16 protein-coding genes and 1 pseudogene are annotated in these 14,307 nt (G+C 46.2%); 5 read left to right on the top strand and 12 right to left on the bottom strand.

Annotation, left to right across the window (positions count from 1 at the left end; all coding sequences use genetic code 11):
• Window positions 1–104, top strand: a pseudogene (locus OCT58_RS03860) (IS30 family transposase); the annotation flags it as partial.
• A 22-nt stretch (window positions 105–126) separates the two neighbouring features.
• Here the strand turns inward: OCT58_RS03860 and OCT58_RS03865 are convergent.
• The 8 genes from OCT58_RS03865 to recX all read right to left on the bottom strand — a co-directional run bounded on the left by OCT58_RS03865 (window position 127) and on the right by recX (window position 7,247).
• Complete coding sequence (locus OCT58_RS03865) at window positions 127–1,137, bottom strand: glycosyltransferase (protein ID WP_267201543.1); 1,011 nt, start codon at window positions 1,135–1,137, stop codon at window positions 127–129.
• An 11-nt stretch (window positions 1,138–1,148) separates the two neighbouring features.
• Window positions 1,149–1,790: a YveK family protein gene (locus OCT58_RS03870; protein WP_267201544.1), complete on the bottom strand. Its 642-nt coding sequence runs from the start codon at window positions 1,788–1,790 to the stop codon at window positions 1,149–1,151.
• The gene (locus OCT58_RS03875; protein WP_267201545.1) at window positions 1,787–2,992 is read right to left on the bottom strand and encodes a hypothetical protein; all 1,206 of its coding nucleotides are present in this window, start codon (window positions 2,990–2,992) and stop codon (window positions 1,787–1,789) included. Before OCT58_RS03875 ends, OCT58_RS03870 begins: the two co-directional genes overlap by 4 nt.
• Window positions 2,993–3,028: 36 nt before the next feature.
• Window positions 3,029–3,961, bottom strand: a complete 933-nt coding sequence (locus OCT58_RS03880) for a glycosyltransferase family 2 protein (protein ID WP_267201546.1) — start codon at window positions 3,959–3,961, stop codon at window positions 3,029–3,031.
• 15 nt (window positions 3,962–3,976) lie between these two features.
• Entirely contained in the window at window positions 3,977–4,738 is a 762-nt protein-coding gene (locus OCT58_RS03885) for a DUF4422 domain-containing protein (RefSeq protein WP_267201547.1), read from the bottom strand.
• A gap of 23 nt (window positions 4,739–4,761) precedes the next feature.
• On the bottom strand, window positions 4,762–5,700 hold the full coding sequence (locus tag OCT58_RS03890; protein WP_267201548.1) for a glycosyltransferase family 2 protein: 939 nt from the start codon (window positions 5,698–5,700) through the stop codon (window positions 4,762–4,764).
• A gap of 25 nt (window positions 5,701–5,725) precedes the next feature.
• Window positions 5,726–6,379, bottom strand: coding sequence for a sugar transferase (locus OCT58_RS03895; RefSeq protein ID WP_267201549.1), 654 nt, complete (start codon window positions 6,377–6,379; stop codon window positions 5,726–5,728).
• 76 nt (window positions 6,380–6,455) lie between these two features.
• The gene (gene recX / locus OCT58_RS03900; RefSeq protein ID WP_267201550.1) at window positions 6,456–7,247 is read right to left on the bottom strand and encodes a recombination regulator RecX; all 792 of its coding nucleotides are present in this window, start codon (window positions 7,245–7,247) and stop codon (window positions 6,456–6,458) included.
• Between the two features lie 97 nt (window positions 7,248–7,344).
• On the opposite strand from recX, the gene OCT58_RS03905 reads away from it, so the two are divergent.
• A complete protein-coding gene (locus OCT58_RS03905; RefSeq protein WP_267201551.1) occupies window positions 7,345–7,557 on the top strand; it encodes a DUF1659 domain-containing protein in 213 nt (70 codons plus the stop codon).
• 25 nt (window positions 7,558–7,582) lie between these two features.
• A complete protein-coding gene (locus tag OCT58_RS03910; protein ID WP_267201552.1) occupies window positions 7,583–7,816 on the top strand; it encodes a DUF2922 domain-containing protein in 234 nt (77 codons plus the stop codon).
• A 48-nt stretch (window positions 7,817–7,864) separates the two neighbouring features.
• Here OCT58_RS03910 and OCT58_RS03915 read toward each other — a convergent pair whose 3' ends face one another.
• The 3 genes from OCT58_RS03915 to map all read right to left on the bottom strand — a co-directional run bounded on the left by OCT58_RS03915 (window position 7,865) and on the right by map (window position 11,644).
• Window positions 7,865–8,740, bottom strand: a complete 876-nt coding sequence (locus tag OCT58_RS03915; protein ID WP_267201553.1) for a YihY/virulence factor BrkB family protein — start codon at window positions 8,738–8,740, stop codon at window positions 7,865–7,867.
• 230 nt (window positions 8,741–8,970) lie between these two features.
• The gene (yjeM, locus tag OCT58_RS03920; RefSeq protein ID WP_267201555.1) at window positions 8,971–10,482 is read right to left on the bottom strand and encodes a glutamate/gamma-aminobutyrate family transporter YjeM; all 1,512 of its coding nucleotides are present in this window, start codon (window positions 10,480–10,482) and stop codon (window positions 8,971–8,973) included.
• 304 nt (window positions 10,483–10,786) lie between these two features.
• Entirely contained in the window at window positions 10,787–11,644 is an 858-nt protein-coding gene (map, locus tag OCT58_RS03925; RefSeq protein WP_267201556.1) for a type I methionyl aminopeptidase, read from the bottom strand.
• Between the two features lie 183 nt (window positions 11,645–11,827).
• Here map and OCT58_RS03930 point away from each other — a divergent pair, with 183 nt between their 5' ends.
• Entirely contained in the window at window positions 11,828–12,280 is a 453-nt protein-coding gene (locus OCT58_RS03930; protein ID WP_267201557.1) for a flavodoxin, read from the top strand.
• Window positions 12,273–12,716: a GtrA family protein gene (locus OCT58_RS03935; RefSeq protein WP_267201558.1), complete on the top strand. Its 444-nt coding sequence runs from the start codon at window positions 12,273–12,275 to the stop codon at window positions 12,714–12,716. The genes OCT58_RS03930 and OCT58_RS03935 overlap by 8 nt, the downstream gene beginning before the upstream one ends.
• Window positions 12,717–12,811: 95 nt before the next feature.
• Here OCT58_RS03935 and OCT58_RS03940 read toward each other — a convergent pair whose 3' ends face one another.
• Complete coding sequence (locus OCT58_RS03940) at window positions 12,812–14,281, bottom strand: KxYKxGKxW signal peptide domain-containing protein (protein WP_267201559.1); 1,470 nt, start codon at window positions 14,279–14,281, stop codon at window positions 12,812–12,814.
• Window positions 14,282–14,307: the final 26 nt, after the last annotated feature.

The following is a 14,307-nucleotide window of genomic DNA, read 5'->3' on the forward strand; positions in this document are numbered from 1 at the left end:
TGATGCATCGTCGGAATAACATTCCTCGCAAGTCATTGAACTACCGCACACCACTTGAAGTATTCATGAAGCACGTCACCGATGAGCAACTAGCTTTTTTCTAACTTAATTTGACATTTCGGGTCTTTATAAATTCTCAAGTTTTTCAACTGCTTGCTTAATGAAGTATCCTGAGCGCAGCTTTTCCGCAATCTTCAAGACGTTTTGCTTGTAGGTTATGAATTGTTCCTCGCTAACGCTTGCCAGTACCTGGTCAAGGTTTTCAAGACTTTCAACTGCAATCCCCAGTTGATTTTCAACAATAAACGATGCTTCAGCTGCCTGCTTCCAGATCATCACTGGCAAGCCGCTGCTAAGGTACAAGGAAATCTTGTGGGGATTATTGTACCGCATATAATCGCCGTACTTACCGCCACAGGTATCCAAGACATCGCCGTCCCAAACTAATCCGAAGTTCTGCGTCAAATGCTTTGGTAACTCTTCAGGAGTGAATTGCCCCATGTATTCGACACCATGATGGTAGTGGTCACTGGGATTGGAACCAAAAATCTGCAGTTTACCATTAGTAAGTTCGATCTTATTCAAAAAAGAAGATTTAAAAAGATTGCCTGCATAACAGACTTCTTTCCGATAAGTCATATCTTTATTCAGATCCTGGGGGTTATCGTAATCGAATACCCCTAGTTCAACCATTGGAACAGTAACACCATTGTCTTTTAACCATTTTGCCATTCTGGCATTATGAACAATTAAGCCGTCACTACTATTAAGTAATAACCGCTCGCCCTGCCAATAATCCTTATTGCCGGAGAAGATTCGCAATGACTCAACATCATGGATTACAAAATAAAGTTTGTTTGTGTTACTTCTGAATTTTGGAATCAATCTCCGCATCAGAAAACTAGAGTACGTTGGATATTGAAAAATCAGTTCATCGAATTTAGCGGTGTGATCGAATAAATGAGGAATCATCCAAAAAGCATCCTTAAATTTCTGGATTTTTGAATGCACTTGGAACCGTTGATGGATAACTTGAAAGCCCTCCTGGGAAAGGTAATGATCAATGTCCACCTTTGCCTTAGGGCCTGCATTGCTCGCCCCATCGTATTCTTCAACAGTAAAAATAGCCTTTTTCATTTGATTACCTACTATTTTTTAAGAAAGTTTTTGATTGTTTCTGCTACAAAAACAATAACTAACCCCAGAAGGCCACCAAGTGCTAAACCAACAATAGCATGTTTCTTAACGCTTGGTTTAGTCTCACTAGTTGTGCCATTTACGGTCGCCTTCTGCAACAAGGTTACCTTCCCAGAACCAGGCTGCAACTTCGGCAGCTGTTTCTGCATTGCCTGAGCTGTTGCATTAACGATCGCAACTGAATCCTTCCGTGATCCAGTCTGGGCCTTTAATTCCATTACCAAGGACTGCGGTGTTACTTTGGCATGAACAGCACTCTTAATGTCATCGCTTGAGTACTTGGAACGCATCTTCTTTGAAAGATTTTTTCGGGAGGCCGCTGCAATTGTCCCATTTTCGGCGATGTCCTTATAAGTTGGCATCATGTTATTATCTTCGTTAACAATTGAATCGTTGGTATTGCCACGTTCACTCTGCAACGTTTTTTCAACATTATGGGAAATTACAATTGACCGTGTTGCTGTATAGGTAGTTGTCCTCTTATGCCGAGCATCAAGCCCCATGAAAACTCCACCCAATAGAGCAAGAATAATAACAATACAAATGTCCTTACCGAACTTACTCATGAAGTTCTTAATCGTGTAGTTCTTCAATTTTTTACCTCCGTCAACTTTCCCTTCTTATGAATTAGATAACACTGTGCAAACGTAGCGAGAAGAAATGGGTCATACCCGAAATCAAGCAGCCGTTGTTCAACGACCGCGCTAATTGTAACAATTACTAAAATGCTTGCCAACGCGAAATCATGAGTTGCAATTGATTGCCAGGAAATAACGGTCATCATGATCACAACCAATAGCAATACAATAATACCATATATAATAAATGTCCTAACGAATGCGGAATCAACAAAAAAGTAACTACTATTATCGCCAGTGGCAATCATGTGGCCTGAATTTCCGCCAAAGCCATGTTCGACAATCCGCTGACCTATCCATTTAAATGGATACTTCATCAAAGCTTCATGGCCAAAAAACAACCGACCTGACAAAACATTGTTAACTCGTTCTAATAAAGCACGTTGTGGGCTGTAAAGATATGTCATTAAAAGCATAATGTAGGCAGATAACGCCGGTAGTGTCCAATAGAATGAGGCAATAAATTGACAGAGCCTATTCCCCTGGCTTGCCTTTTGACCAATAAATATGACCGGAATTAGGATAATCAACGCATAGGCACTTAACCGTGCATCGCAATATTTGTTTAAGCCATATGCTAACAGGCAGAATACCAAGTAGCTCCGCCAGCCAACTTTCTTAAAGTATAGGTAACAATAGGCTAAAACAAGGTAGAGTACGTGCGCAGCAAAATCGGTTGGATAAATAATTCCAAAGGATCTTCTAACCGTATCAACACCACGATGATAAACCAGATTTTTGGTAAGACCGAGTAGCGAAGAGAAAAACACAAAGGCAAGCAAAATCGTTCCCAAAATAAGGTAAAGATACATTAGCCGTCGAAAATCAACATTTTTTGCTCCAAGAATGAAGATCCCCATTGGAAAGATTAAGTAACTTCCTGACGCCCGCCAAGTTAACACCAATAGTGCTAGAACAGCGAGGTTAACAATCAGTCTGCTTTTCGTATCATAGTCTAAGATAAAAATCTTAAATAGTACCATTATCAAGGGAATAAATGATAACTCATGTAAGAAATTGCCCGGGAAATAATCCGTATATGTTGATGTTTGGAAAAAAGCAATTACAAAATAAAAAGAAAACGCGATCTCATAGATAACTGGACCATTTAGTCGCATCTCCCCAATTCTTTTGCCCTTGTCTATTAAAGATGTCAATTCCTTTCTCCTCTTTGAACAAAGTTGCTAGTTAAGCTACTTTTTCTCTTTCACAATATAGATTGGTCGCTTCTTCACCTGCATGTAGATCCTTCCAATGTAGCGGCCCACAATCCCGAGACAAAGGAGCTGGACACCGCCAAGGAAGAGCATGATGCAGACCAGTGACGCCCAGCCAACGGTGCTACTTCCCGGATCAACAAAGTAACGTACAATGACAACGATCAGACCAATCACCGCAACGAAAGCCGTGATTCCCCCAAGCCAAGTGGCCAGCGCCAATGGGGCCTCGGAGAAATCAGTAATTCCATCAATCGCGTACTTGAACAGCTTCCAAGTCGACCAGTCCGTTGTCCCGGCGACCCGCTCAACATTCTTGTAAGGCAGATACTTGGTTTTAAAACCGACCCAGTTGAAAATTCCCTTTGAAAAACGGTTATATTCTTTCATTGAAAGAACAGCATCAACCATCTGCCGGGTCATCATTCGATAATCCCGGGCACCAGAAATAATCTTGGTGTCCGAGATTTTGTTGATCACATTGTAAAACTGGTCGCTGAGGAAGGACTTAAATCTAGCCTCCCCCTTTCGATCAGTCCGCCGCATTCCCACGCAGTCGTATTCGCCGCTGGTGATGTACTTATACATCTCTGGCAAATATTCCGGCGGATCCTGCAGGTCGGCATCCATGACTACCACGTAATCACCAGTAGCTGCTTCTAGTCCAGCATACAGGCCAGCTTCCTTCCCAAAGTTACGGGAAAATGAAACGTAATGCACCCGTTGCGGAGCGGCTTCATGCAGCTTGCGCATTTCGTTGAGGGTGTCGTCCGCGGAGCCATCGTTGATAAACCAGTATTCGATTTCCAGGGGCATCTTGGAAACGACCTTCTCAACCGCTGGATAAAACAGCGGAATGGCTTCCTGCTCATTATAGCAGGGAACCACAATCGATAACTCAGCTGTCATTCCACGCCCCTCCTTTTATTTATAGCCAACAATTTTCCGCTTCAGGAAGGCACCACCCTTCTTAAACCAATTGGTGTGCTCCATGAAGACATAGTTAACCTCAGTTGTCGAGTATTCTGGATGCTGATCCAGCCAAACGTCTAATAAAGGCTCGCTTAAGAAGCCGTAGACTCGTTGCTCATAAGTGGAATAATTGCTGATGTCAATCCGCTTTTCAACTTCGCTCAAGACATCGAACATCCACTTGCAGTATTCATTCAACGGGCCGCGCTTCATAATGAACATGTTGAACATGTGGGCCCAAGTCCGCTTCATTACTTTCCGATAAGAGGCCTGATATTCTGGATATTTCTCAGCGATTACCTGAGTCATCACGTCTAATGGTTCGTTTTCGTGTGAATGCCGGTAGTGTGACTCGATCGTTTCGATGTAATAACGCCGTTTTGGCGGCAAAATAATATCGTGATCTTGCAAGAGATCCACTGCTTGTTGCCGAGACAATACAGCGTCCAGGGACTTCTTGTGGTTCAGACTCAGATAGCGCCGGTAGTGCACTAATCCCATGGCATCAAGGTCAAGGTTCTTCCAGCCCCAATAAATTGCCGTTAATTCATTGTAGTAGGGGTTTTTCGCTGAAATATTGTCACCCGTGTTGTCACCCTGAAAACTGTGGTTAACGTCCGGATGGATTGCCTTACCAACAAAAACTGGCAAATACAGCTCATCCTTTGGCATGGCATAGTTCTTATGCGCTGCAACAAGTACTTTGATTTCCACTGTCTTTCTCCTTATATTATAAGCTATTGTTTTCGTCTTCTCTGTATACCGAAGATCCAAAGTGCTAGTGGAGCTGAAAACTTGAACAGTCCCATTGTCACCTTATATCGTTTTTCAATGTTTTTAGGGATCGGATTATCCTTCAGTACTCGATAAGCACGTTGATAGAGTCCTTGATTGTAAGACTTGGGACAAAACGTACAGTAACGTAATGCCTTAATAATCAACTCATTAATGTTATTTGCAAAAACTCGGGGATAATTCTCACGGAGAAAATCAAATTGATTAGCAATTGCCTCAAACTGATCGGCGATGATTTTACTACTTTTGCTAGCAACAATGCTATTACCATTTTCAACATAAAAGTAGTTCACATTTGGAGTATAAGAAATCACCTTTGCCTGGGCAAATAACTTGTAAGTTGTGAAGCCGTCTTCATAATAGCGACCCTTGGGATATTTAATATCGTCAAAAAGCGATTTGCGGTAAAGTTTATTCCAAGCGTAGCTATTCTCAACAGAATAGTCCATTGCTTCTTCCCTAGAAAGCACTCCTGCTTGTTTATCCGCAATTAGTCGCTGGTATTTTTGGCCCTCAGTAACTCTAGCATAACCAAAAATGACGATATCCGAATGGTAACGTTCCTGATTTTCCACTGCATCAGCACAAAAACTAGGGCTTACATAATCATCACTATCCACGAGCATTAAATAATTACCATGAGTTTTCTTGATCCCCGTGTTTCGTGCAACTGAAAGTCCTTGGTTTTCCTGCGCAATTATTTTAATTCGATTGTCTAATTTAGCATACTTTTTACAGATAGCTAATGAGGTATCAGTTGAACCATCATTTACTAAGATAATTTCGATATTTGAATAGGTTTGCTTTAAAAGGCTCTCAATACAACGTGGTAGATATTGAGCAACATTATAGACTGGTACAACAACACTAATAAGTTCCATTGCTGAGCTCATTTTTTCACCGCCACTAATATGCTCCGTTTGGCTTAATCATTACCTTAACAGTTTCAAACATAATCTTGAGATCAAGCCAAATTGAGCGTTCCTGAATATAAGTCAAATCCAATCTGACCATTTCATCAAAATCGACGTCATTTCGGCCACCAACCTGCCACATGCCAGTCGCCCCCGGTTTTACCATCAGGCGCTGCTTGTCATAGTCGGTATACTCGGCCACTTCACTCGTTAGCGGCGGCCGCGGACCCACAATGCTCATCGAGCCGCCAACGACATTTACCAACTGCGGCAACTCATCCAGGCTGTACTTCCGGATCACCCGGCCAACCCGGGTAATTCGGGGATCGTTCTTCATCTTGAACATCGCCCCGTTGACCTCGTTTTGACTTCTGAGCTTTTCCAACAGTTCATCGGCGTTGGTGACCATTGAGCGGAACTTATACATCTTAAAAAGGCGGCCATCCTTGCCCACCCGGGTCTGCGAATAAAAGACAGGCCCCTTGGGATCATCGACCTTAATACAGATCGCGATGATTAAAAAAACGGGACTTAAAATTATCACGGCAATGGAAGCCGCAACAATATCGAATAGCCGTTTAATTGTCCGATAAGCATACTGATGGTTCAGCTGCTGCTCATCGACATAAATTCTCATATTTTCCATTGCGCATTCTCTTTATCTTACTTCGAAATTAAATCATATCTTATACATGATACCAACATTTTTCCTATTAGGAAAGCTATTCTTCGTGATCATCCAACCAGGCCTGTACCCGGTCCAGATCAAAGCCCCGCCGAAACATCCCCTGCTTGAAGTGCTGCACCCACGCGCGACCCTCATAGCGGCGATAACGACGCCAGAGTTTCTCTGCCTGCTGGGTCAGCAATTCATCCTGTTCTTCTGGATCTTCCGCCGGCTCGACACTGGCCTTGACTTGATCGAAGAGTGCGCTGGCATATCCCTTAGTCATTAAACCCTGGCGCACCTTCTGCTCCTGGCGCATTCGGGGCTGGCTGCGATAGCGCTTGAAAAGCTTCTGCGCAAGCTTGGCCGCATTTTCCTGCTGACGCTCCGGGGTGAACTGGGTCAGTGCCGACTCGATATCATTATCCCCGATCTTTTTGGTTCGCAGGTGTTGACGAATCACCCCCGGTCCTTTCAGGCTGGTGATCATCGCCGTTCGGACATAACTGGCCGCGTACTCATGATCGTCGACCAGGTGCTGGTCGCGCAGCTTTTGTAAGATCGGCGCGATAAACTGTTCCGGGGTCTCCAGATCGTGCAATTTTTTGACGATGTCACTCTCCGTCCGCAGACTGTGCGCTAAGTAGTCGAGCATCCGCGAGTAGGCCCGTGCCTGGGCATCTGCCGTGGTGATTGCCGCCACCTGATTTTTGTCGAGCTCCAATCCCTTCATCAACCGGAATTTGATCAAAACACTTTCGGCGACCGGAAAAGCATAGTGCCCATCAAGATAAATATTATAGCGCCCCCGTCGCTTCTGGGCTTCGATTTTCGAAATTTTTGCCATTTCTTAAATTCCCCTTTACTTTTTTCATTTTCATTCGTCTATATCAATGTAAGCAGTGGCCACCGCTTATCAAATTAAATTCAAAGGAGTGCCTAAGATGAGTATGGTACGTAAATTTAAGTCCGCGAAGGTTCAATTGACGCTGGTCGGTGAACAACATCCCAAGGGCGTAGCGCATCTCTTCAATAACGTTCGCGAAGAAGTCAATGAGGACCAACTGGCAAAGTTAACCCAAGCCATCGAAAGCTTGACCGGCGAAAAATGCAGTGGCGCCAACGTCATCATTACCGATCACGTCGCAATCTCTTAATTTTGACAAAGGAAGGTAAGCAGATATGAAATCTCTCAATCTTACATTTAAAGGCATCACCGGTAAGAAGCACCTGCTCAAGCTCAGTTATGCCAACGACAATCTCGATGCTAAAACCGTTCGCTTCGCCATGGAGCAAATCGTCAGCTCCGGCTTGTTTATCAAAGACGGTGAGCAGCTTTATGTCACACCAGTCGCGGCCAAGTACGTTGACACCGTCTCGACTGTCCTCTTCAACGACGAGCAAGCCGCCGCATAAAATTTTCCTTCCTCCCAAAAAGATAAAGGGAGCAGTAATCGAGTGCGATTACTGCTCTTTTTTCATTTTTTCCTCATGTTCAATCAATTGCCAGAAGTGCTTGCGCTCGTGCAGTTGGCCTTCATGCGCCTCCTGAAGCGTCGCATTAAGTACCGCCCCCCACATGATGATATAGCCGGAAAAGTCCAGCCAAACCATCATGGCAATGAAGGCTCCGATCGTCTTGTAGGTGACTACGCTGTGACGGAAAATCACCGTGTAGTAGGAAAAGAGTCGCGACAGGCCCATCCAAAGCAACGCCGCAAGCAGGGCCCCGGCCAGGGCGTAACGCAAGCGCACCTGGGCATTGGGGACAAAGTAGTACAGCAAGGTCAGCGCGATGAAGAGCACGGTGAAGGTCACCGGCCACCGCAAAGAGCTGAAGATATAGATGTACTTCCGATGAAAGTGGAAGATCGGCTGGGCACTCTTGAGAAGCTGTTCCCCGATCCCATAGGCCAGGACGATCAGAAAGATGATAATCAAAACGACAATCATCCAAATGAAGGAGATCACCCGGTTGCTGACCGGGTTCTGGTTACGGGCCACCCCATAGGTCAGGTTAACGCTGCGCTGAAAGGCAGCGATCCCTTGACTGGTCGACCAAAGGGCAATCAAGGCCCCGGTCGTCAGCAGGCCACCGCTCCCCTGACGCAGGAAGTCGTAGATGAAGGGCTGGATGAAGGTGTAGATCGACTTGGGAACGGCCGTCTGCAGGTAGGACAAGACCGTCTTGGCATTGAGCCCAACCATTGGCAAAAGGTTCCCAATCACCAGGACTGCTGGGAAAATCGACAGCAGAGTATAGTAAGCCAGGGTCGCTGCCGAACTGGAAATTTGGGCCATCTGAAAGTGACGCAGCAGCAGCAGCACGAATTTTTTCATTTTACTCGGTTCTTCCGTCGTCCTGACCCCCTAGTTAATATAGGCTAATTATACCAGAACGGTCATAAAAAATAAGACCCGGTAACAAATTGTTATCGAGTCTTAATTTAATGAATGCAATTAACGTCCAGCGGGCCATACAGCTAACCTAGGGCAGAAGGTGGCGCTGAAGGCGCCGGCTCTCGTCCATAGATAGATACTAGGGGCTCGCTTGTTTCCACGTTATTTATTTACTTTTGTTCAATGTGATTCCGCTTCGTCGCAGTCTGGTAGAAGATCAGCGCTACTGCAGCGAAGAAGATTGGACCGGCGATCGTCCAGAAGGCCGTCTGCCAATCGTGCTCCAGCATTGGCTGAATAAAGGTGAAGAGGATCCCGATGATCAGGATAATCTCAACGAACCACACGATGACGTTTGTCCAGAACTTGCTCTTGAAGGCAACGAATGGCCGCTCGATGTCAGTCCGCTTCTTGAAGAATGGGAAGGCACCGACTAAGAACAGGTATGGGAAGCAGGTCGAAACGTTGGCCATATCAGTCAGAATGGTGTAGAACTTCTGGGCGGCAGAACCACCGAAGGCTACCAGGAAGATGATGATGGAAACGATCGTAATCTGCAGCCACATGGCATTGGCAGGCATCCCCGCCTTGTTCAGCTTAGTCAGCTTCTTTGGCCACAGGTCTGGGTTGGAACCCAAGATGAAGGCCTTGATTGGCGAGTACATCAGAACGAAGAGCGCACCCAAGAAACCGAGGGCCTGTGAGAAGGCCACGATCCGGGTCATTGCGGAACCCCAGCCAAGGGCAGCGGCATGAGAAAGCCCCAGTGCCGTCGCCAACTTAACCCCGAGAATGTTGAAAAGAACATAGGTGGCGTTCCCCAGGTTGGTCGTGGAAACCGCAAAGTCGTGCTTGTAGTTAGCGAACCAGCCGGCCATCAAAATCATAATGACATAGGCACCAATCGTGAAGACGGATGCGATAATCAGACCACGTGGGAAGGTCTTTTCCGGCTTCTCCATCGAGTCGGTGACGGAACCCAGTGACTCCATCCCACCGTAAGCGAAGATGGCGTAGACGACGAAGGAAATAATGGCAATCGGCGTCTGGAACTGGGCATTTGGTGACATGATCAAATCCCGTGCACCATGGAACGGCTGTGCCAAAGCACCACGGTTAGCAATCAAAACAATAATAGCTGCGATGATGTAAATGATATTGACAACCACGGTGAAGATCCCACCGATTGAACCAACCTTAGCGATCGCGGTCATTCCCCGGGAACTGAAGTAGGTGCAGGCAATCATCAGGATGATCCCCAAGATCCCGATCACTTCGGTCGAGGACAGGCCGGCAAAGTGCCATTGCTGGGTGGTATCCTTACCGAAGATCAACGCGGAGAAGGTGATCCAAATCCGTGAGGCGGTCGAAACCATCCAAACAATCCAGGAAGCAAGCCAAACGAAGGTCCCAATAAAGGCCATTCGTTCACCGATCGAGCCGGCCAGCCAGGAGTAAATACCACCCTTGGCGTCCTTAAAGGCGGACCCGTATTCGGCCATCATTAAGCCACACGGGAAGAAGAAACAAATCCCCGCTAAGGCATACCAGATGATACTACCGTAACCCATTTGCAGGTAGGCGTTTGAAACATTACCAAATCCGAAGATCGAGGTAATGATCATCGTCACCAGGCCAAAGGTAGTAATCATCTTTTTATTATTACTACTTTGCTCATCCAATGTAATAAGCCTCCAAAATATTTAAATTCTTAAATAAAAATAAGAATTTATTTAATAATTCAAGTATAGTCCTTTATTTTAAAAATAAAAGTCTTCTTGGGCGATTCTAATTCTTTTCTCACGCAAAATATACAGTTTTGCACGCATATTTTATTATTCTTCTGCATAACCTCCTATTTTCTGCCGTTTTATGCATAGAAATGTCCCCAATCGCCACAGGATTCATGAATTGTTTGATCAATATTTATGCTTAATTGACTGTATAAAAAGCGCCTTCTCTTATAATAGAAGGCGCTTTTCTAATTTATTTCTTGTATTGTTGAGCAATCTTGCGGGCAATTGCACCATAATGGTCCAGGTAACCAGCGTAGTTGTCGTCGTAGAGGTACTTGGCATCGGCCTCAGGATCCTGAGAGGTCAGGATCTTCGGGCCGTCGTTGGTAACTACCAGGGTGTGCTCGTACTGGCAAGACCAGCCACCATCAGCCGTCTTGGCCAGCCAGCCGCTCGGATCGGAGGTATCGGCTTCCCAGGTGCCAGTGTTGATCATTGGTTCCACGGTAATCGTCATGCCGTTCTTCAGGCGCAGGCCCTGGCCGTGTTCACCATAGTGCGGTACCATCGGATCTTCGTGCATTGTTGGCTGGATCCCGTGGCCGACGAATTCCCGCACGTCGCCGTAGCCATTCTCGTCTTCGGTGTAGTGCTGGATGACGGCACCGATGTCACCGATCCGGTTGCCAGGAACACACTGGTCGATTCCCATGAAGAGGGCCTTCTTGGTGACGTCCATCAACTTGGCAATCTCCGGCTTAACCTCACCGACCGCATAGGACCAGCAGGAGTCGGAGAAGAAACCATCAACGCTGACCACGGTGTCAACCTTGACCAGGTCCCCCTTCTTCAGGATCAGCTTTTTGCGGGGGAAGCCGTGGCAAATCTCGTCGTTAACGCTGACACAGGTGGCGTACTTGTAGCCTTCAAAACCGATCTGTTCAGCCTTGGCACCCGCCGCCTTGAAGTACTTACGGGCAAACTCTTCAATTTCCCAGCTGGACATCCCCGGCCGGATAAACTCACGAATACCGAGGTGCATGCCGGCAAGGGCGGCCCCGGCCTTTTCCATCGCTTCAATTTCACGCGGTGATTTTAAGGTAATCATTCTCTATGATGTCTCCTTTTTTGACATTTCTACCTTACACAGTATACCACTAGTTCGCCGATTCCGGGTAAAGCATGCTATACTATGGAATTGATCAAATCTTTTTGAATAGAAGTTGAATCAAAACTAGTGACACTTTTGATAAAATTAGATCAAACTAGTGATAATATGGAGGAATCTAAAATGAAAGCACTCGTGGTATATGCAACGATTACCGGGAACAACGAAGACGTTGCCGACATCATCACCGAAGTCTTAGAAAACCAGGACGTCGAAGTCGAGGAAACTGAAATCACAATGGCCGACCCGGCCGACTTCGAGGACGTCGACATTTGCGTCGTTTGCCCATACACCTACGACGAAGGGGCCCTGCCGGAAGAAGGGATGGATTTCTACGAGGATCTGCAGGACGAGGAACTGGATGGCAAGGTCTATGGAGTTGCCGGCTCTGGCGACACCTTCTACGGCGACAACTTCTGCAAGGCCGTTGACGACTTTGGCAAAGTCTTTGAAGAAACTGGCGCTACCAAGGGTTCTGAGAACGTCCACGTCAACCTGGCACCGGAAGAAGACGATATCGTCAAGCTGGATGAATTTGCTAAACAGCTGGTAGAAAAGGCCGGGCAGAATGACTAAGCTGGTCGCGCTTTTCAACAAGTACCGCTCAATCATCGCCTACCTTTTCTGGGGCGTGGTGACCACGGTTGTTAACATCGCGGTCTTCCAGTTCTTGAGCTCTGGAATTCATTGGAACTACGAGCTGGCGACCGTGATTGCCTGGTTCCTGTCGGTGCTGGTTGCCTACTTCACCAACAAGGTCTGGGTTTTTGGCTCTCACTATTCGACGGTCAAAGCCTTCGTGAAGGAATTCATCCTGTTTTACTTCTACCGAGGGCTGACCTTGATCATGGACCTGATCATCATGTATGTCGGTGTCACCCTGCTGGGCTTCGACTCACCGATCCAGCAGCTAGTGGTCAAGATCATTGATAACGTGGTCGTGGTGATCGCCAACTATGTCTTCTCCAAGTGGCTGATCTTTCATGATAATCGGAAGATCGCGGAGAAATAATAATTAAAAATCAAAGAGCCTTGGAAGATTTTTCTTCCGGGGCTCTTCAGTTTTTAAATTTCCGGGATCATTTTCTTGAATGGTGAGACTAAGAATTATCTGTCCCAGACACCGTTGGTACTAAAATGGTAGTTCTTCCCATTAATGTTATACCAGCCGTCTTTGTATATCTTACCGTCGGCTCCTGCATAGTACCAGACACCATAATTCTTATACCAACCACTAGTCACCAGTTTTCCATCTTTACCGACAATATACTCGCTTTGCACATCACTGCCGGGCATCGAAGCACTCCCATCAGATTGTTGACCTGTTACTAAATGATCTGTAACTAGAGAACCATCCATATTAAAACAATACCAGGCATTATCAATATAGTGCCAGCCATAAAGAATCCGTCCATCATGTTGCCCATCCGCATAGTACCAGGCACCATAGTTCTTATACCAACCACTAGTCACCAGTTTCCCATTTTTGCCGACAATATACTCGCTTTTCGCGTCACTGCCAGGCATCGAGGCACTCCCATCAGATTGTTGACCTGCTACTAAATGATCTGTAACTAGAGAACCATCCATATTAAAACAATACCAGGCATTATCAATATAGTGCCACCCTTTAGCCAATTGTCCATTTGATAAGCGATATTCCCAGGCACCATAATCATTTATCCAACTACCATTTGACTTTCCCGAGTTCCATGCTCCCGACGGTTCGAAGTAGTAGCTCTTACCATTAATATTATGCCAGCCGGTCAGCATCCAGGCGTTGGTCGGGTCAAAATAGTACCAAGTGTTATTAATTTTTTGCCAACTCTTGAGCGCCCAGGCATTATTCCAATCGAAGTAATACCAGTTGCCGTTAATCTTTTGCCAGCCAGTCAAGGCCCAAGCATTGTTCCAGTCAAAGTAGTACCAGTTGTTGGCACCGGATTCGAACCAGCCACGATCAGCCCAAGCATTTGTTGGGTCGAAGTAGTACCAATGATTATTAATATGTTGCCAACCGGTCAGTGCCCAGGCGTTATTGTTGTCAAAGTAGAACCAGTTACCGGCGCCAGACTTGAACCAGCCAGTCTGAGCATAACCCGCATTGTTGAAGTAATACCAGTTGTTATTGATGTGTTGCCATTGGTTGTAAATCCAGTTGCCCTGGTCATCCGTGCGCGACCAGCCCTGATCGCAGTGAACCCACTGGTTGCTGGCATTGGCCTTCGGCTGCGAAACCGTTAGCGTGCCAGCGTTTACCGCAGCCTGATTGGCGGTTGGGCTCTCCTGCTGCGTTGTGATTCGATTGGTGGTTGCAGCGGACTGCTGCTGGATAGACTGGTTCTGCTGCCCGGTTGGGCTCTGTTGCTCCGCGTTCGTTGTGCCAGCCTGTTGTTCAATATTTGACTGTGCTGGTTGCGTCGTTTCTGTCTGCGCTACAGTCGTCGTTGCTGAACTTGCATCGGCATGCACGCTGCTGGCTGCCAAGCCACCCAGCAAAGTAACCGCGGCGATTGTAATCGTTGCCGTTAGCCAATTTTTACCGGCCTTATACAGTTTCTTATGCTCCTTATTCAATGAAGGTCCCTCCCAGATTTATGTGT

The organism is Limosilactobacillus kribbianus (assembly GCF_026413145.1).
In the GTDB taxonomy this organism is placed as follows: Bacteria; Bacillota; Bacilli; order Lactobacillales; family Lactobacillaceae; genus Limosilactobacillus; species Limosilactobacillus kribbianus.